This window comes from Gudongella sp. QWL-04 (assembly GCF_058683975.1).
Map to the genome: position 1 here is coordinate 1,766,911 of NZ_CM178754.1, position 17,219 is coordinate 1,784,129.

A 17,219-nucleotide genomic window follows, 5' to 3' on the forward strand; every position below is an offset into this window, starting at 1 on the left:
TTTATCTGACTGCATTTTTTACCGTTGCATCCACAAGCTCCTCCAAGGTCAAGTGCCTTGGAGAACGCATATAGGTTTTTATATCAAGGAAGGCCTCGTGAATATACCTCTCAGGTATTCCAGCGGTTCCCTCCCGGATGCCGATTATTGGCATGATCTGGGCTGCGTTGCAGTCCACGTCGACTCCCGCCTGTGATATTATCTTCAGAGTCTTTGTGAAGTCACCCTCTCCAAAGTAAAGCGCAACTACCTCTGCACAGGCATTAGGGTAGGAGTGTATCCAATTGTAGCGTATATACTTTTCCTCGCATACAGCCATTGCCGATTCCCAGTTTTCGCTGTTTCTGCAGGATCGTAGTGCAAATTCAAGCACTGATCGATACTCACTGTCCTTTGGGATCAACTCAATGCCAGAAAGCAGAATCCTCCTGGTGTCCTTTTCGGTAAATGCCAGAGATACCATAACTGCATTGAATACCTCGCCAAGTATGCCGTTGTTGGCATGTGACACCTCCCCGTCCATCCATGCAAGCCTGGCAGCTAATCTTGGATCTCCGGGTGCAACCATGCCGCATATAGCACCTCTCATCTGTGCCCCTATCCACTCGTTGAATGGATTGTTCCATCTACCGCTTTCAGGCGGGAAGATCCCCTGCTTGATGTTTCTAAGTGCAAACTCTTCTGCTGACCAGCCGACAGGTACAAGCCCTATCCATTTAAGAGCTATATCCTCAGAGGTCAACACGTTCCCTTTTTCATTGAACGCCTCAAGAAATGCCAGTTGGAATGTCAAGTCGTCATTATAGGTGTTAGGCTCTCTTAGGTAATTATCGAAATCGCCAAAGGCTTCCTTAAGGTTCTCTCTTGTGTAGCCCTCAAGCTGAGTTCCCATGGCTGCACCGATCAATTGAGACAGCCATGCTGCCTTGATCTTATCTCTGAAGTCGTCATTTGTTGACTCTAGCTTGATTTGCCGAGGGAACTGAATATCTTTCTCGTATTCTTCGAAGTTATCGTAGTATTTATATTTCCAATAGGGTGAATCAGGGTCCTTCTTAGCCTCAAGAAGTCGCTTTCTCATAAGAGAGGATATCTGGTGAAGTCTTATGAAGTCCTTGTCGTCAAAAGCCTTCAGTCCTTCATTAAGCAGCTCTTCGGAGTCCTCAACTATATAGCCTCTGTTCTCTAACGCCTGAACTGCAGCTACCATTATAGTCTCCGGTGCTCCTGAGCCGGGAACATTGCTCTTCCAGTCCAGGCCTGCAAGCTGATCATAGAAACCCGATACGGTTTTCATGACCTCCCAGGTTTGCTCATCCTCGTCAAGTAAGACAGGTTTTGCATTCCTATAAAGCTGGGAAGCCATTTCCCAGGCCTTCATCAAGCCAGCTCCAATGCGATCTCCATCATCTTGGTGAAGCTCTTCTCCCTCTCATCGGGAGTAGTCTCCTCCTTGTTCACGATAGAGTCGCTTACAGTTAATATTGTAAGTGCATTCACCCCTGCGTGTGCCGCGTTACAGTAAAGAGCAAAGGATTCCATCTCAGCTGCAAGTACATTCATACTCTGCCATTTTGCAGTCGACTCTGTATCCGCTGAATAAAATGTATCACTGGTAAGGATATTCCCTACATGTACCGGTATCCCCTTATCCTCGGCTACTTTTACTGCCTTGTGCAATAGTTCCCAGGATGCTGTCGCTGAGTATGTCCCAGGCAATCCATACTGATGAGCATAGTTAGAGTTAGTGCTTGCGCCCATTCCAATAATCACGTCATAAAGCTTGAGATTTTCCTGGAATGCTCCGCATGAACCTACCCTTATCAGATTCTTGACTCCATAAAAATGGATCAGCTCATAGGAATAAATCCCTATTGATGGGACTCCCATTCCTGTTCCCATTACAGATATCTTCTTTCCCTTATATGTTCCTGTATATCCGAGCATATTTCTTACTGTGTTGAACTGTACTGGATCCTCGAGAAAATTCTCAGCAATGAACTTTGCTCTTAACGGGTCTCCCGGCAATAATATGGTTTCAGCTATATCTCCCTTGACTGCACTGTTGTGTGGTGTTGTCATTTTATCACTCCTTGTATTTTTTAATATCTTAGGCTGGTGTCCCCACCCTCGGATTCTCCCAGCTCCACCATCCTGTTTTTAAGGTAGCTTATATCCCCGGATACGTCGTGGATAAGTCTGCCATCCTTTTTGACGAATATTCCCTTTGATATTACCGTCTCTATATTTTCTGAGGTTGCACTGAAAATTATTGCGGCTAACGGATCAGAGGCTACTGCAGTTGAAGGCTTATCAAGATCCCAAATGATCATGTCAGCACTGAATCCCTCCCTAATCTCGCCTGTTTCAAAATCCAGCGCACGGTGTCCCTCCATGAGACATCCCCATATCTCCTTTAAGTGAAAGGCCGTACTGTCCTTCATAAGGTATTTTCCCATAAGAGCAAGAAGCCTTGCCTGCTCGAGAGGATCCAGTGTGTTGCTGCTGGCGGCTCCGTCGGTCCCTATCCCTATTCTGATCCTGTCCTTTAGAAATGGTACGTTGCCAAAACCCATATTCAGCTTGTAATATGTTTTTGGACTTATGGCAAAGGTTGTATTTTGGTTGAGGAATAAAAGATCTCCCTCCTCTACATACAATCCGTGTGCGATAATAGTCCTTCCCATAAGTACTCCAGACTTGCTTAGAAATTCGAAGGGTGTTTTCCCTGTCTCGATCCTTGATCTTATCACCTGTTCCTTAGTCTCAGCAGCATGTATATGGACCTTGAATCCCCTTTTTACCTGCACCTCAGCAACGGATCTCAGATCCTCCATGGAGCAGGTATAGGGCGAATGGGGACCTAGACTTACAACTATCCTTTCCTCGTCCTTATAGGCTTCAGAAAGTTCAATGGTCTTCTTCAGTCCCTCCTTAAAACTGCCGTCGAGAGAAAATAGCGTAGGTGCTATGTCAAGGCTCATATCCATCTCCAGCGCTGCCTTGGCTATTTCTTCTGCAAACATATAGTGATCGGCGAAAACCGTCACTCCATTATTTTGCATCTCAGCAATCGCAAGTCTTGAACCGTGATAAGCATCCCTTGGGACCAATCTGTTCTCATAAGGCCAAATCAGTTCATTGAACCACCTGTCTATTGTAACATCTTCTGCAAAGCCTTTGAAAATGTTCATAGGTGAATGAGTATGCAGGTTCGCAAAAGAAGGAGAAACGTACTTCCCCGTACAGTCCACCTCAATATCCGCAGTCCACAGATCCGGATCGATAGCTTTGATCCTTCCATTCTCCACAACGACAGACTTAGCTTCAGATATGTGTCCATCGCTGTGGATGATCCAGGGATTCTTCAACACAACTCTCTTCATCTGCAACTCATCCTTTCAATCAACTCCGGCTGAAGCACCACTGACTCCTCAGTCGTGCCTCCCTCGATCATTCCCAAAAGCACCATGACAGCACTTTCACCAAGCTTATATATAGGTTGTCTGATAGTAGTAAGTGGTGGATGGATGTACTTGGAAAGAGCTATGTCGTCAAAACCCACCACAGATACGTCATCAGGGATCATTTTCCCAAGCTCTCTCAATGCTTGCAGTGCTCCTATAGCAATGTGATCGTTCCCACAGAACACTCCATCGAACTCCATTACTTTCGACAGCCTTACGATACCTTCATACCCTGTTTCCACGGTAAAATAACCAGTATGAAGTCCGGACTTATTGAATTTGATACCCGCATCCCTTAATGCTTCTACGAAACCCTTATACCTTTCTGCAGATGGCTTGTTTTCAAGACCAGCTGTAATGTGAACGATACTCCTACAGCCACTATCGATGAGCTTTTCTGCAGCCATCCGCCCTCCTTTTATGTTGTCGACTGTTATCCTACCTACAGACTTAGGGGTGTCGACATCCCTGTCGATCAATACGACTGGTATTGATACACTGTCCAACTGATCTCCAAGCTTGCTGTGGGAGGCTGTTATTATGAGACCATCCACCTTTTTTTCCTGAAGGATCTTCAGATACATTCTCTCCCTACTGTCCTTGTTGTCTGTATTACAGAGGATCAAAGAGTAGCCTCGTTTTGCAGCTGCATCCTCAATTCCCTTTGCGACCTCAGCAAAAAACAGATTCGTAACATCAGGCACTATCAATCCTATCGTCTTCGTATTCTTTATTCGCAGACTCTTGGCTATTCCATTTGGGATGTAGCCTTCCCTTTCTACTATTTCCAATATCCTTCGTCGGGTGTCCTCGCTTATGTTCTGATCCTTTCCATTGATCACCTTTGATACTGTTGCACTTGATACTCCGGCAAGTTTTGCAATCATTCTTATGGTGGTCATATCAAAAGCCCCCATTGGTAATTTTGTTTTATATATTACCCCGACGATATTATAGGTAAACGATTACCTAATTTTTATCATACAACTTTACCGTGTTTTAGTGAACCCCTTTCCCGGTTTTGTGAAAATTTTGTTTTAAATCACGTTAGAAAGCCATTTTATGGGTATATGTTTACTAACAACAGGCATTTGCTGTCGATGGATTTTTAGTTGGGGAGGTGCAAATTATGAAAATCTTGGTTCCAGTAGACGGGTCTGATTATTCAATGAAGGCTCTCCAAAGAGCGAAGGAGCTGGGCGAATTTTACAAAGCAGAGCTTACACTTCTAACGGTGATTGACAGCGGACGCTTTGTAAGCGTTGATTTTAAGCAGGATATGATCAATGCAAGCATTGAAGCCGGACAGGAACTGCTTCACAAGGCAGCGCTTTTACTTGAAGGTTACCCGCACGGCGTTAAAACAACCTACAGAATGGGAGACATAGCAAACGAGATCATTGCAATGGCAGAGGACAACAAGTTTGACCTGGTGGTTATGGGAAGCAGAGGTCTTGGAGTGTTTACAAGAGCGCTCTTGGGCGGAGTATCCCACAAGGTCGTAACACATGTGAATACATCGGTTTTTGTAGTTAAATAGGTTCAAGACAACAGCCCCAAGCCCCTGAGAATTCGGGAGTATGGGGCTGTTTATATTAAAGTTTGTTCTCCTCCATGAATTGAGCGTTGGTGCCTTTTATTTCGAAGAATTCCTTGGCTGCTCTTTTTCCGATACCATCCGGATACTGAGCGATCTCATCCATTATTTCCTTCTGATCAACATTGATCAGTTTACCATCTCTGTAGATCACCTTGCCGTCAACAACTGATAACGCAACCTCATCTCCTCTAGCACTGTAAACAAGGTTAGGAACGATATTTCTCATCGGGTAGGTATAAACTGGATACATGGAAGGCTTGCTAAGGTCTATCGCAATAAAGTCCGCTCTCTTGCCAACCTCTAGAGATCCTATCTCCTCACCAAGTCCCACAGCTCTTGCCCCTTCGATGGTAGCCATTCTAAGTGCTTTCCATGCAGGCATTACCTCTGGGTTTGTATATTTGATCTTGTTAAATAAGGCAACCAGCTTCATCTCATTTATTATGTTATGGCAATTGTTTCCCGGTGCCTGATCTGACCCGAGTGCAACATTGCCTCCTGCAGCCTGGAAAGCCATTGACGGTGGCACTACCCCATCTATTATACCTATCGATCCAGGACAGAGGATCATTGAAGCCCCGCTCTTAGCAACCACCTCAGCCTCATCGTCTCTGGCATCGGTCAAGTGCACTGCAATCAGGGTCTCATCCAGATAACCGATCTCCTGAAGCCACTCTATAGGCCTCTTCCCATATCTTTTAACTATTTGATATGTCTCTCTGTCACCTTGCTGAGTGTGAAGATGTATCTTGGTGTTTCTCTCTTTGGCCAGCTTCTGGATCTTAAGGAGCAGATCCTTGCTTGCGAAATCAGGCCCTTGAGGCCCAAATAGGATCTTAAATCTTCCATCTCGCTTATTGTGCCATTTATCGTAAAGCTCCAGATTCTCCTCCAGGCTCTTTCTACCCATGTCCTCATCATACTCGTATAGCTCTCCGGGCTTGTATACCCTTCTAATTGCTTCGCGAACTGTAAAGGTTATATTGCCCCTGGCACCGATCTGATCGATGAAGGAGCATACGTCGTCCATGTTTCTTTCATAGTCGCCTATGGTCGTAGTACCTGCTCTAATGGCTTCCATGATAGCAAGCTTGCTGCCAAGATTTCTTTCATATATCGTTGCTGCATTATCAAAAGGCTGAAGTCCGAACATCATCCAGTTGTTGGTGTCCTGGGCAAGACCCCTCATTATTGCATAGCCTGTGTGCATATGCGCATCGATGAAGCCGGGGAATATGGCATGATGATCCATAACCACCGTCTCTTCGGCAGTATATTGAGAAAGTATGTCATCCTCCTTCTCTATTGCAACTATCCTTCCTGAGTCAACCGCCATTGCCACCCCTTCAGCATAGCCGACGCCATCGCCTGCCATTGTATAAAAATGAGGTGCCTTTACAATCATATCTACCTTTTTCACACTACCCCTCCTTGTAATTATTCTCCCTTAAACTCCTTCCACAGCTCCTCCATTGCTCCAGGAGTGCTGTAGATGTCCTTCACGAATCTTGCTATTATCTCTCCTCCATCCAGGATCGCCCTGTGGGTCCTGTTTTCGGTCATAGCCTTTGCAAATTCAACAGTGTGCCCGTTAAACTCCTCTCCGATACTGATATAAGGGTGGAAAGCGGGACAAACACTGCTGACGTTCCCAATGTCTGAGGACCCTCCTGTTTGGTCTCCTAAATCAATTACAGGAAGCTTCATATCCTCATATATTTCATTAAGGATCCTTTCCCCTGCCTTGATCCTCTTCATGCCGTCAAACTTCTCACCCAGCTGCTCAACGACGTAGCTTGTCCTTGTGGCAAGAGAAGCTGCCTTCGCACAGTCCATAACCCATTCGCTAAGCTCGTCCACATATTCTCTGTCCTTCGCTCTGACGAGCATCTCAACAACTGAAAGATGAGGGACTGTATTAGATGCATCTCCTCCATTTTTGATGTATCCATGTATCCTTACATCATCTCTGACATGCTGCCTCATCATATCAGTTGCATCCATGAATAATCTGGCTGCATTCAGAGCGTTCCTGCCTTCCCAGGGCATGCTGGCAGCATGGGCAGGCTTGCCGTGAAAGCTGAATTCATATGCATCCAGTGCAAGGAATCCTGAATATAGAGCATTTTTATTGCTCATGTGCATCATAATGGCAAAGTCGTAACCATCGAAAACACCATTATTGGCCATAGTGACCTTCCCGCCTCTCATTTCCTCATCGGGGGTTCCAATTATATGGATCTCTGCAGGTATCTGATCCTTGATCATATTTAAAACCAAGGCAGCCAACACGCTTATGGATCCACTGGCGCAATGCCCGCAGCCATGTCCTATACCCCGCAAGGCATCGTATTCTGTGAGAATAGCAGCCTTCCTGCCTTTGCCTTCGTTTATGACTCCCCTGAATGCAGTGTCCATACCTGCAAATGGGTACTCTATCTTTATACCATGCTTTGACAACAATCGGACGATAGCACCTGAGGACTTGTACTCTTCTCCCCCAATTTCAGGATTTCTCGCCATAAAATCATTTAAGGACAGCACCTCAGCCTTTAAGCTCTCAATATAGTCCTTCATGCTCCACCTCCCTCCAATGCATACTTTTCTGGTTGTTTATTACTATTCTCTTACTATTTCGATATCATAGCCATTTGGATCAGTTATAAAATAATATCTTGGAGGATCTCCGGGAAGACCCATAAGCTCCGTAATCTCCAAACCCATTTCAGTGTGCATTTTGTGAGATTCCTCAAGGTTTTCGACTGAAAAGGCCAGATGGCTAAAGCCATCTCCGATAATGTATGGCACCTCTCTGCCGTAGTTCCAGGTAAGCTCGATCTCAACATCCCTTTTTTCATCTGCAAGAAATACCAGGGTGAAATCCTCAGGATACTCCCTTCTACCCGTTTCTATCAATCCCAGAGCAGACTTGTAGAAATTGACGGAAGCCTCAAGGTCGTTGACTCTTATACATGAATGCATTATTCTATAGTTCATACTAACCCTCCTATTTTGTTATTTAGTATAATAATAGCAAATCGCTGCAGACTGGTACAGTACTTTAAGCGTAAATTATTCAGAAAATAATGATTTTAAAAACAAACAGGGTATACTAACAATAAGAGGAACATTAAATACAGGGGGTGTGTTCATGAAAAAAATACTAGTACCAATCGACGGCTCAGAGTGGTCCACCAGGGCTTTGTTGAAGGCGAGAGAAATTGCAGAAGCCTTTCATGCAGACGTAACTATCCTCACAGTAATCGACAGTATCAGGTATCTTGACATGGATTATAAATTTGACGTAGTCAGGGATGGCATAGACTTAAGTAAGCAGCTACTTGAGCAGTCCAAGAAAATGTTCGAGGATTATACCGGTAATGTGGATACAGTTCATACTACCGGCGACGTTGCAGAGGAGATCATAAGGTTCGCAGAAAACGGAGGATATGACCTGATCGTAATGGGGAGCAGAGGTTTAGGCGTGTTTTCAAGAACCATCCTTGGAAGCGTATCCCATAAGGTGATCCAACATGCGAAAACAACCGTAATGATCGTCAAATAGCATCGATCAGCCCTGTTCAAAGCAGGGCTTTTTTTATGGCCCGTGCTAATGCTTTACTGTGCCAGAATTTTCAGATAATGGTTGAAAGTTTGATAAAAATAGTGTAATCTATAGTCATAACAAAAAAGTTGTTATTACCTGGAATACGTTTTCAGGCACTAAATTTATTAGAGGGGGGTACATATGAAAGAAAAGAAAAAAGCAACAATAGGTCACGCACTAATTCCCATCCTAGTACTTATGGTCTCATTATTTATTGGTATCAGCTACCTGGGAGTAGATGCGCAAATTCCTCTAATCATTGGAATTATAGTTGCTTCTGCAGTAGGGATCCTTATGCTTGGATTTTCCTGGGCTGAGCTGGAAAAAGGCGCTATCGAAACTATCCAGATGTCAATGCAGGCTATATTGATCCTAATGATCATAGGAACTGTAGTAGGAACATGGATACTTTGCGGTACAGTGCCTGCTATGATCTATTATGGTCTTCAGATTCTTTCACCTGGAATATTCCTGGTCGCTACATGCTTGATCTGCTGTATCGTATCATTGGCAACAGGAAGCTCATGGACAACTGCAGGAACCGTAGGTATTGCACTTATGGGAGTTGGCTTAGGACTTGGAATGCCAGCAGAGATCGTTGCAGGAGCAGTTGTTTCAGGAGCATACTTCGGTGATAAAATATCACCGTTGTCAGACACGACTAACCTTGCACCTGCAATGGCAGGATCTACACTTTTTGAGCACATCAAGTACATGCTTTATACGACAGTTCCAAGCCTATTGATCGCTCTTGTTCTTTATGGAATAATCGGATCCAAGTATGCAGGAAGTCAACTAGATACTTCCAATATTCAGATCATACTTGATGGTATCGCTGCAAACTTCAACATTTCACCAATTTTGTTCCTGCCGCCAATAATAGTCATCGGTATGGTAATCATGAAGGTCCCGGCAATTCCCGGCCTTATGTCTGGTACTATCCTTGGGGGTATATTTGCAGCAATATTCCAGGGTTCAAGCTTTGGCGATATTCTTAACACAGCACACTACGGCTTTGAAATCGAAAGTGGAGTTGATATGGTAGACGAGCTTCTTAACAGAGGCGGACTTGACAGTATGATGTGGACCGTATCATTGATCCTTCTTGCAATGGTATTCGGCGGGATCATGGAGAGAACCGGCATGCTCCAGGCACTTGCAGGTGCAATATTAAAAATGGCCAAAAACACTGGATCACTTGTTCTTGCAACAATATTGACCTGTATAGCAATCAATATACTTGCAGCGGACCAGTACCTTGCAATAGTTATTCCTGGCAGAATGTACAAGGATGCATTTGACGAAAGAGGACTTGAGCCAAGACTGCTTTCCAGAACTCTTGAGGATGCAGGTACACTTACCTCGTCGTTGATCCCATGGAATACCTGCGGTGCTTATATGCAAAGCGTTCTTCTAGTATCGCCTTTGGCATATGCTCCCTACGCATTCCTTAACCTTATAAACCCAGTTATAGCTGTAATCTACGCTTACACAGGTATAACTATCAAAAAGCCTGCTACAGCAAAATAAGACAACAAAAATGCTAAAAAATAACACCTCTCGGGGTGTTATTTTTGTTTTAAATTCACTGACTCTCTCATTTCCGGTACTATGTTCTTGCTCTTCCCTGTCTGGAGGACCTCAACCATAGATCTGGCGGCAGACCAGGCAAGGTTTGCCATCGTCTGATGAGTTCCTGCAGCAATATGCGGCGTAATCACTATATTCTTCATGGAAAGCAGAGGGCTTTCCTTTGGCAGTGGCTCCTTCTCAAACACATCTAGACCTGCACCTGCCAGCTTCCCTGATTTAAGAGCTTTGATAAGTGCCTCTTCATCAATTACAGGTCCCCTTGACGCGTTGATTATATATGAGCCTTCTTTCATAAGTCCCAACTCTCTTTCTCCGATCAAATGAGTCGTCTCAGGAGTAAGAGGTGTAAGTGTAACTAGAAAGTCTGCCTGTGTTAAAAGCTCGTCCATGGGCTTATATGTTATCCCAAGCTTTTCCTCCACTGCTTCCTTCCTGCTTCTGTTGTAGTAGATCACATCCATTTCAAAGCCCAGCCTGGCTCTTCTTGCTACAGCTTCACCGATCCTACCCATTCCGATTATCCCCAGTGTGCTGTGGTGAACGTCTCTACCGAAAAGCTCGGACATATCTCCCTTCGTCCACCTTCCTTCTTTTGTGAAGGTATCAAGCTCAGGTAGTCTCCTCGCTGCAGAGACTAATAATCCCATAACAAAGTCAGCAACTGTTTCGTCAAGAACTCCTGGCGAGTGCGTACAGATCACTTCTCTCCTCTTCATGGCCTCTATGTCGCAGTTATTGTATCCAACCGTTATATTGCTTGCTACTTTAAGCTTTGGAGCATGGTCCATTAGCTGGTCGTCCACCTTAAGACCTAGGATGACCATTCCCTCTACATCTTGAATATCATCCTTTATAGTCTCAAGGTTAACAGGCTTTGAAAAATCGAGCACCTTGCAGTCACAATGCTCACTGACAAACTCGACTATCTCTTCCGGTACCGGATATGCTATAACAGCCTTTGGTTTTCTCATAGTCTGCACCTCCTACAACAGTTCAGGCACTCTCATGCCTGAATTTCTGCCATATAGTTCATCCACCAATGCCCTTGCAGCTGCCCAGGCCATCTCATCTCTTGTCTTTGTGGTTGCAGAGCCTATATGGGGAACTGTTACTGCATTTTGAAGTCCTAGCAGCGGATTATCAGATTCGATCGGTTCCTTTTCAAATACATCGAGGCCTGCGCCTGCTATCCAATTCTCCTTAAGAGCCATGATAAGGGCTTTTTCATCAACTACCTGGCCTCTTGATGCATTTATCAAAAATGCTGATCGTTTCATAAGCCTGAGCTCTTTTTCTCCGATCATATGCATCGTTTCAGGAGTCAACGGAGTCATAAGGAGGATAAAATCAGATGACTTCAATAGCTCCTCCATGGGTTTATGGACTATACCAAGCTCCTCTTCAGCCTCAAGCTTTCTGCTCCTGTTGAAGTAGCTTACTTCCATTCCAAATCCCAGCTTAGCTCTTCTGGCTACCTTCTCTCCTATCCTTCCCATCCCAATTATTCCAAGGGAGCTTCCGTGGATATCCTTTCCAAAGAAGTTGGAGTTGTCTGCCTTTACCCATGCTCCCGACTTCGTGAATCTATCGAGCTCTGGGATCCTCCTTGCTGAGTTCAGCATCAATCCTAGTATCAGATCTGCAACTGTGTTATCAAGAACTCCAGGGGTATTGGTGCCAATGATCCCTCTTTTCCTCATTGCATCCATATCATAGTTATTGTAGCCGACTGAAATGTTGCTGACTACCTTAAGCTTTGGAGCATTGTCGAGGATCCTGTCGTCGATCTTCATACCGACCTGGATCACTCCCTCTACGTTCTTGACGTTCTCAAGTATACCTTCCAGAGTCTTCGGGTATCTGAAATCCCATTTCACGCATTCGCAGTTTTCCATTAGAAAAGCCTCGACATCCTCAGGAACAGGGTTTGCAATAAATATCTTTGGTTTTAACACAGATAACACCTCCTACGCAAAAATTGCCATCATCACAAGTGTAGATCCATATATAACAGCCAGCTGTAATGCAGCAAAAACCTTGTACTCCTTATATAGCTCAAGTGTACCGACCTTCATTTCTCCAAGAGTCAAAACCTGGCAAAGATGCAGTGGTGAATAAAAGTAGCCTGCAAAGGATGCAGTCAATAAAAAGTATACATATATGTGTATAGAATTCATGCTCATTTCCATCATGCTCAGAAGCGGCAGAGTAATAGCAAGAGCTGATGTCGGATATCCAGTTATATATCCAAAAAAGATGGATACAATGGTGAACACAAACATTACACCTATCCCGCTTCCTATTCCTGATAGCGCACCTTCAACCAAAGAAAGCATATCACCCAACTGAAGAATAACGTCCTTTAGTATCAATATGGATAAAACCATAAGTACAGTGTGAAGATTGAACGACTTTACAACTGTTCTCACGAAATCCTTCTTGTTTCCTAAAAAGTATACTGCAATAATGCTTCCCAGCATGGAAATAAAGAACGGCAGCCCGGTTATGACATTAATGACTACTGAAATGTAGATTGGAATAGTTAAAATCAAAAGCTTGACGATGTTCCTGCCCCGGTCACTACCTTTGATCTCCTTGCCATTTCCCGAGCCTCTCAGATAAAGATAGTATGCAATCGTCATAACTCCTGCTAAAAAAGGCAGACTGAAGGCTATGACCTTGTAGATGTTTATCTCCGGAATAGAGGCCTTTACAAATAAAAGGACTGTCGAGAACGGCAGAAGAAACATGGAGATATGTCTGAAGATCAGATTTATGGCAGCTCTTTTGGGGGGCTCGATATTCATTTCCTCTCCTAGGCTGTTAATAAATGGAGCAGAGAGGACAGCTCCACCTGGTACTACCAGGACGCCTATCATCGATGGTATAAGCATCATAACGATCTTCTTATTGGATATCACCTTGAGCATGGTATTTACTATCCCGTCAAGTATTCCAAAATGCTTCATCAGGCTTCCTAGCATGCCGACCATTGCTACTGTGATTATGGTATCCAGAGAGTTTGGATTAGTGAATATTTTAAACACAGTCTTGGCCAATCCATCAATACCTATCCCTGAGAGTACGGATATTATTATGGTTACTACAAATATTGTGTTGCTTAGCTTCATTCTTTTCTTGATCAAAATTGGGATGAGTGCAAATGCTGCCAGTGTAATCAATAGCTGATTCATTTATTCTGCTCCTTTTGCATTTATTTCGTATACCTAATGATACCATAAATATTATTATTTATACATTGAAAGTATTCGATAAGTTGGAAAAAGGGAAAGCAATGTACAATTGACAATTAATGAACTAAGCTAAGAACTAAGAAAAGATCCTTCACTACGTTCAGGATGACAGAAATGTTGTCATTCTGAGCTTTAGCGAAGAATCTTAGCTTCTCGGGCAGACAGGGTCGTCTGCCTATACTATTGCTTATCGCCTAACGCTTACAGCATAAAGCTTAAAGTTTAAAGCTTTTTCCACTTCTAGCTTACCCCTATTCTTGTTTCACTATTCACTATTCACTATTCACTATTCACTGTTCACTGCCTCTAATAAACCGCCGTTCCATATCCTTTGTATTTCTCATTTTTTCCGGTAGCCACACCAAAGAACATATCACGGAGCTTCTTGCAGACTTCTCCTTCTTTGCCTGTACCTACCTTTCTTCTGTCCACTTCGATAACTGAAGTTACCTCCATTGCCGTTCCGCTGAAAAATACCTCCTGAGCATTGTAGAGCTCAGTTCTTGATACGCTTCTCTCGACTACCTCCATACCCAGCTCCTCACGGGCAAGAGTCATTACTGTATCTCTTGTTATCCCCTCCAGGATATCATCTGAAAGCGGTGGAGTTATAAGCTTGCCTTTCTTGACAAGGAAAATATTCTCACCAGGGCCCTCGCACACCTTTCCGTCCTGAGTCAGGAATATAGCCTCATCGAATCCATTTTGCAGGACCTCGACGGATGCCAGGGCTGAGTTTAGATAACCACCTGTCGCCTTGGTTCTTGGAGGGATCATATTGTCTGTGATCCTTCTCCAGCTGGATACTGCGACTCGAAGCTCTGTTTTTCCTGAATAGCTACCCAACGGCTGACAGTAAATGACAAGTCTGTTGTCGTCATCCTTAAGAGTAGGTGTAAGATTATTTGAACCCTTGTAAACCACTGGCCTTATGTATGTCGTAGTCTTAAAATTATTCTTCCTGAGAAGCTCCACTGTGAAATCACACAGCTCCTGGACTGTATAAGGGATATCCATGTAAAGTGCCTTGCAGGATTCCAGAAGTCTCTCATAGTGTTCCTTGAGTCTGAATCCATACAGCTGTTGTCCTTCCTCGTCCCAATAAGCTCTTATGCCCTCAAAGCATCCAAGACCGTAGTTGAAGGCTTTACACCTTATGCTTATGCTAACCTCTTCCTCAGGAACTATATTGCCCTGATAAAATACCCAGCTTGTCATATTACGATCTCCCTTCCTCATATATCATTTCATTTATTGCTTTACCTGCTGGAACGATAGGATAAACCCACTGGTCCATGGAGAATTTGCATTCTATTATCACAGGTCTCCTCTCTTGCTTAGCCCATTGTAGGGCTCTCTCAAGCTCCTCGTGATCAACTGCTCTCCTTCCCTGGATGCCATAGGCTTGTCCTAAAGCCATAAAATCTACTTCATCTCCCAGGTCAGTTTCTGAAAAATTGTCATTGCAAAACATTCCCTGCCATTGTCTGACCATACCAAGAGTGTTGTTGTTGAACAAGAGTATCGTTACCGGAAGATTATACTTGGACACAGTCCCGAGCTCATTGCAATTCATCCTGAAGCTCCCGTCGCCTGTTACCAGTACAACTTCCTTGTCAGGATTTGCAGCCTGGGCACCTATTGCAGCTCCAAGCCCGTAACCCATCGTTCCAAGACCTCCTGATGAAAGCCAAGTCCTCGGCCTTTGAAAGCTCCAGTGCTGGGCTGTCCACATCTGGTGCTGCCCAACATCAGTTACAACTATGGCATCTTTAAAGTGTTCGTTAGCATGCCTAAGAGCACTTACTGCACTCCATGCACCGTCAAAGGGAACTTTCTCATCCTTTAACTTTAGTATATCACTATACCAAAGAGAACGGTCCTTTTTTTGTACACTATCTGAGATAACAGACAAAATCTCCTTAAGATCTCCAACGGCATAACCATTCACTGCTTTGTTCTTGCCGATCTCTGCTCCGTCTATATCCAGTTGTATGACCTTCGCCTTAGGACCAAAAGCCTCCGCCTTACCAATTACTCTGTCGCTGAACCTGGCTCCAACTGCGATTATGAGATCTGCATGACACATTGCAAGATTTGTCTCCTTAAATCCATGCATTCCCACAAGTCCCAGTGAAAGTCTGTGATCTCTTGGAAAGCCGCCAAGGCCCATCAGGCTGTTTGCAATAGGAATGTCGCCTTTTTCAGAAAGTCTCAACAGCTCTTCCGATGCACCGGAGGATATTACCCCTCCACCGCTGTATATTATCGGTCTTTCAGAAGCATCGATCATCCTTGCAAGCTCTGAAAGGTCTCCCTCTTTGCTGGGTTCTCTCCACTCGATATCGTCGCTGATGTGTCTTGCATTATTGAAGATGTACTTGGCGTTTTCTATTGAAAGGTATCTGTCGTGAAGGTGAGGTGTATGGATCGCCTCTGTAAGCATTCCAAGAAGCTGGATGCCCTGGTTTGTCATTATGGATACCATGTTGAACATAGCGTTTTGTACGTGGCCCTTAAAGATATTTCCTGTCATAAACTTTGTTGGAGGCATGTACTTAAGTGGTGCCTTGGGGAATATCTCCCTTGCCATCTGTGCCTGTGAAAGCTCAAGAAGGAAGCCGTCCTCAATGCCTGGCTCCATTTCAAAGGCATGTCCAAGTCCCATTTGCTCCTCTGGAAGTCCAGCCTTTAGTGCGAACTGCTCGTTTATAAACTGGGATGCAAGTACAGTATGTGCTGCCTCAACTGCATCGTCAGTTGTAAGGTAGTTGTCCTCGCCTGTGTTTATTATTATCCCAGCAAATCCGTTGATGACTCTTGAGAAGAATTGGTCTACAAGAGTTCTTTGCATGTTGATGTCTCTGAAAAGTATTCCATAAAGAGCATCGTTTAGCATCATGTCTAGTCTTTCAATAGCTCCCATTGCTGCGATCTCAGGCATGCAAAGACCTGAACAGTAGTTTGTAAGTCTGATGTAACGGCCTACCTCTTCGCCTACCTCATCAAGTGCTGCTCTCATAAGCTTGAAGTTCTCCTGGGTTGCATAGGTGCCACCAAAGCCCTCTGTTGTCGGACCGTATGGAACGTAGTCAAGAAGCGACTGCCCTGTCGTCCTTATTACTGCGATTATATCAGCGCCCTGTTTTGCAGCAGCTTTTGCCTGGATGATGTCCTCATAGATATTTCCCGTAGCAACGATTACGTAAAGATAAGGTCTCTTGCCTTCACCTATGGTGTTAAGGTAATTTTCTCTCTTTTGCCTGTTGCCCTTTATTCTTTCTACTGTCTTAACTGCGATATCGTTTATCGCTGCCTTTATTGATGCTTCGTCCTTAGCAGGAAGTCTTGTTATGTCAACCTCTCCTGCTGCAATTTTTTCAGCGATCTCCTGTGGCGTTGCTTCAAGGTTCAGCATTGCGTTTCCAATCCACCATGCTGCTCCTCTTTCAAGTCCGCCACCCTCCTTAATGTTGTCTACAACAACATTTGGAAGTGGTTTGCCTATCTCATCGACTCCGTCTACACCGAGAAGTCTTACGACTGTTCTTTCTGTTGCAACTGTTGTATGCTCGTCGATGAATTTTTGAATATCCTCAGCAATGTTTCGTGCTGAGCTTCTTGATGCATCGATTTTACTTTGGTCAAGCTTCAGTTTAGACAAATTATCAACTCCCTTCGTTAAATTCAGTGAATAG

The 17,219-nt window shown here is 44.2% G+C and carries 15 protein-coding genes; 3 read left to right on the forward strand and 12 right to left on the reverse strand.

What is annotated here, in order from left to right; all coding sequences use genetic code 11:
• Position 1: 1 nt before the first annotated feature.
• From AC4PHB_RS08760 to AC4PHB_RS08775, 4 genes are read right to left on the reverse strand one after another with little or no spacing between them, the layout of a single operon-like run.
• Positions 2 to 1,381: an ADP-ribosylglycohydrolase family protein gene (locus AC4PHB_RS08760; protein WP_492136063.1), complete on the reverse strand. Its 1,380-nt coding sequence runs from the start codon at positions 1,379 to 1,381 to the stop codon at positions 2 to 4.
• Positions 1,381 to 2,082, reverse strand: a complete 702-nt coding sequence (gene deoD / locus AC4PHB_RS08765) for a purine-nucleoside phosphorylase (RefSeq protein ID WP_492136064.1) — start codon at positions 2,080 to 2,082, stop codon at positions 1,381 to 1,383. The genes AC4PHB_RS08760 and deoD overlap by 1 nt, the downstream gene beginning before the upstream one ends.
• A gap of 20 nt (positions 2,083 to 2,102) precedes the next feature.
• Positions 2,103 to 3,386, reverse strand: a complete 1,284-nt coding sequence (locus AC4PHB_RS08770; RefSeq protein ID WP_492136065.1) for an amidohydrolase family protein — start codon at positions 3,384 to 3,386, stop codon at positions 2,103 to 2,105.
• Positions 3,383 to 4,369, reverse strand: a complete 987-nt coding sequence (locus AC4PHB_RS08775) for a LacI family DNA-binding transcriptional regulator (RefSeq protein WP_492136066.1) — start codon at positions 4,367 to 4,369, stop codon at positions 3,383 to 3,385. The genes AC4PHB_RS08770 and AC4PHB_RS08775 overlap by 4 nt, the downstream gene beginning before the upstream one ends.
• Positions 4,370 to 4,596: 227 nt before the next feature.
• Here AC4PHB_RS08775 and AC4PHB_RS08780 point away from each other — a divergent pair, with 227 nt between their 5' ends.
• Positions 4,597 to 5,007 (forward strand): universal stress protein, encoded by a 411-nt coding sequence (locus AC4PHB_RS08780; protein WP_492136067.1) that lies wholly within the window; start codon positions 4,597 to 4,599, stop codon positions 5,005 to 5,007.
• A gap of 55 nt (positions 5,008 to 5,062) precedes the next feature.
• Here the strand turns inward: AC4PHB_RS08780 and AC4PHB_RS08785 are convergent, their stop codons facing one another.
• From AC4PHB_RS08785 to AC4PHB_RS08795, 3 genes are read right to left on the reverse strand one after another with little or no spacing between them, the layout of a single operon-like run.
• A complete protein-coding gene (locus AC4PHB_RS08785; RefSeq protein ID WP_492136068.1) occupies positions 5,063 to 6,487 on the reverse strand; it encodes an amidohydrolase family protein in 1,425 nt (474 codons plus the stop codon).
• Positions 6,488 to 6,504: 17 nt separating this feature from the next.
• Positions 6,505 to 7,644 (reverse strand): amidohydrolase, encoded by a 1,140-nt coding sequence (locus AC4PHB_RS08790; RefSeq protein WP_492136069.1) that lies wholly within the window; start codon positions 7,642 to 7,644, stop codon positions 6,505 to 6,507.
• Positions 7,645 to 7,686: 42 nt separating this feature from the next.
• Positions 7,687 to 8,064, reverse strand: a complete 378-nt coding sequence (locus AC4PHB_RS08795; protein ID WP_492136070.1) for a VOC family protein — start codon at positions 8,062 to 8,064, stop codon at positions 7,687 to 7,689.
• A gap of 154 nt (positions 8,065 to 8,218) precedes the next feature.
• On the opposite strand from AC4PHB_RS08795, the gene AC4PHB_RS08800 reads away from it, so the two are divergent.
• Both AC4PHB_RS08800 and nhaC read left to right on the forward strand, forming a co-directional pair.
• Entirely contained in the window at positions 8,219 to 8,632 is a 414-nt protein-coding gene (locus tag AC4PHB_RS08800; protein WP_492136071.1) for a universal stress protein, read from the forward strand.
• A 183-nt stretch (positions 8,633 to 8,815) separates the two neighbouring features.
• Complete coding sequence (gene nhaC, locus AC4PHB_RS08805) at positions 8,816 to 10,204, forward strand: Na+/H+ antiporter NhaC (RefSeq protein WP_492136072.1); 1,389 nt, start codon at positions 8,816 to 8,818, stop codon at positions 10,202 to 10,204.
• 38 nt (positions 10,205 to 10,242) lie between these two features.
• Here the strand turns inward: nhaC and AC4PHB_RS08810 are convergent, their stop codons facing one another.
• The 5 genes from AC4PHB_RS08810 to kamD form a co-directional block, all read right to left on the reverse strand.
• Positions 10,243 to 11,238 (reverse strand): 2-hydroxyacid dehydrogenase, encoded by a 996-nt coding sequence (locus AC4PHB_RS08810; RefSeq protein ID WP_492136073.1) that lies wholly within the window; start codon positions 11,236 to 11,238, stop codon positions 10,243 to 10,245.
• 12 nt (positions 11,239 to 11,250) lie between these two features.
• Complete coding sequence (locus AC4PHB_RS08815) at positions 11,251 to 12,222, reverse strand: 2-hydroxyacid dehydrogenase (protein ID WP_492136074.1); 972 nt, start codon at positions 12,220 to 12,222, stop codon at positions 11,251 to 11,253.
• 12 nt (positions 12,223 to 12,234) lie between these two features.
• Entirely contained in the window at positions 12,235 to 13,461 is a 1,227-nt protein-coding gene (locus AC4PHB_RS08820) for a DUF401 family protein (protein WP_492136075.1), read from the reverse strand.
• 366 nt (positions 13,462 to 13,827) lie between these two features.
• On the reverse strand, positions 13,828 to 14,739 hold the full coding sequence (locus tag AC4PHB_RS08825) for a branched-chain amino acid transaminase (RefSeq protein WP_492136076.1): 912 nt from the start codon (positions 14,737 to 14,739) through the stop codon (positions 13,828 to 13,830).
• 1 nt (position 14,740) lies between these two features.
• The gene (gene kamD / locus AC4PHB_RS08830; protein ID WP_492136077.1) at positions 14,741 to 17,185 is read right to left on the reverse strand and encodes a lysine 5,6-aminomutase subunit alpha; all 2,445 of its coding nucleotides are present in this window, start codon (positions 17,183 to 17,185) and stop codon (positions 14,741 to 14,743) included.
• Between the last annotated feature and the right edge of the window lie 34 nt (positions 17,186 to 17,219).

What these genes read in the sequence shown, in the direction of transcription:
- AC4PHB_RS08760 (WP_492136063.1), bottom strand. Translation starts at nt 1,381, where the DNA reads ATGAAGGCCTGGGAAATGGCTTCCCAGCTTTATAGGAATGCAAAACCT.
- deoD (WP_492136064.1), bottom strand. Translation starts at nt 2,082, where the DNA reads ATGACAACACCACACAACAGTGCAGTCAAGGGAGATATAGCTGAAACC.
- AC4PHB_RS08770 (WP_492136065.1), bottom strand. Translation starts at nt 3,386, where the DNA reads ATGAAGAGAGTTGTGTTGAAGAATCCCTGGATCATCCACAGCGATGGA.
- AC4PHB_RS08775 (WP_492136066.1), bottom strand. Translation starts at nt 4,369, where the DNA reads ATGACCACCATAAGAATGATTGCAAAACTTGCCGGAGTATCAAGTGCA.
- AC4PHB_RS08780 (WP_492136067.1), top strand. Translation starts at nt 4,597, where the DNA reads ATGAAAATCTTGGTTCCAGTAGACGGGTCTGATTATTCAATGAAGGCT.
- AC4PHB_RS08790 (WP_492136069.1), bottom strand. Translation starts at nt 7,644, where the DNA reads ATGAAGGACTATATTGAGAGCTTAAAGGCTGAGGTGCTGTCCTTAAAT.
- AC4PHB_RS08795 (WP_492136070.1), bottom strand. Translation starts at nt 8,064, where the DNA reads ATGAACTATAGAATAATGCATTCATGTATAAGAGTCAACGACCTTGAG.
- AC4PHB_RS08800 (WP_492136071.1), top strand. Translation starts at nt 8,219, where the DNA reads ATGAAAAAAATACTAGTACCAATCGACGGCTCAGAGTGGTCCACCAGG.
- nhaC (WP_492136072.1), top strand. Translation starts at nt 8,816, where the DNA reads ATGAAAGAAAAGAAAAAAGCAACAATAGGTCACGCACTAATTCCCATC.
- AC4PHB_RS08810 (WP_492136073.1), bottom strand. Translation starts at nt 11,238, where the DNA reads ATGAGAAAACCAAAGGCTGTTATAGCATATCCGGTACCGGAAGAGATA.
- AC4PHB_RS08820 (WP_492136075.1), bottom strand. Translation starts at nt 13,461, where the DNA reads ATGAATCAGCTATTGATTACACTGGCAGCATTTGCACTCATCCCAATT.
- AC4PHB_RS08825 (WP_492136076.1), bottom strand. Translation starts at nt 14,739, where the DNA reads ATGACAAGCTGGGTATTTTATCAGGGCAATATAGTTCCTGAGGAAGAG.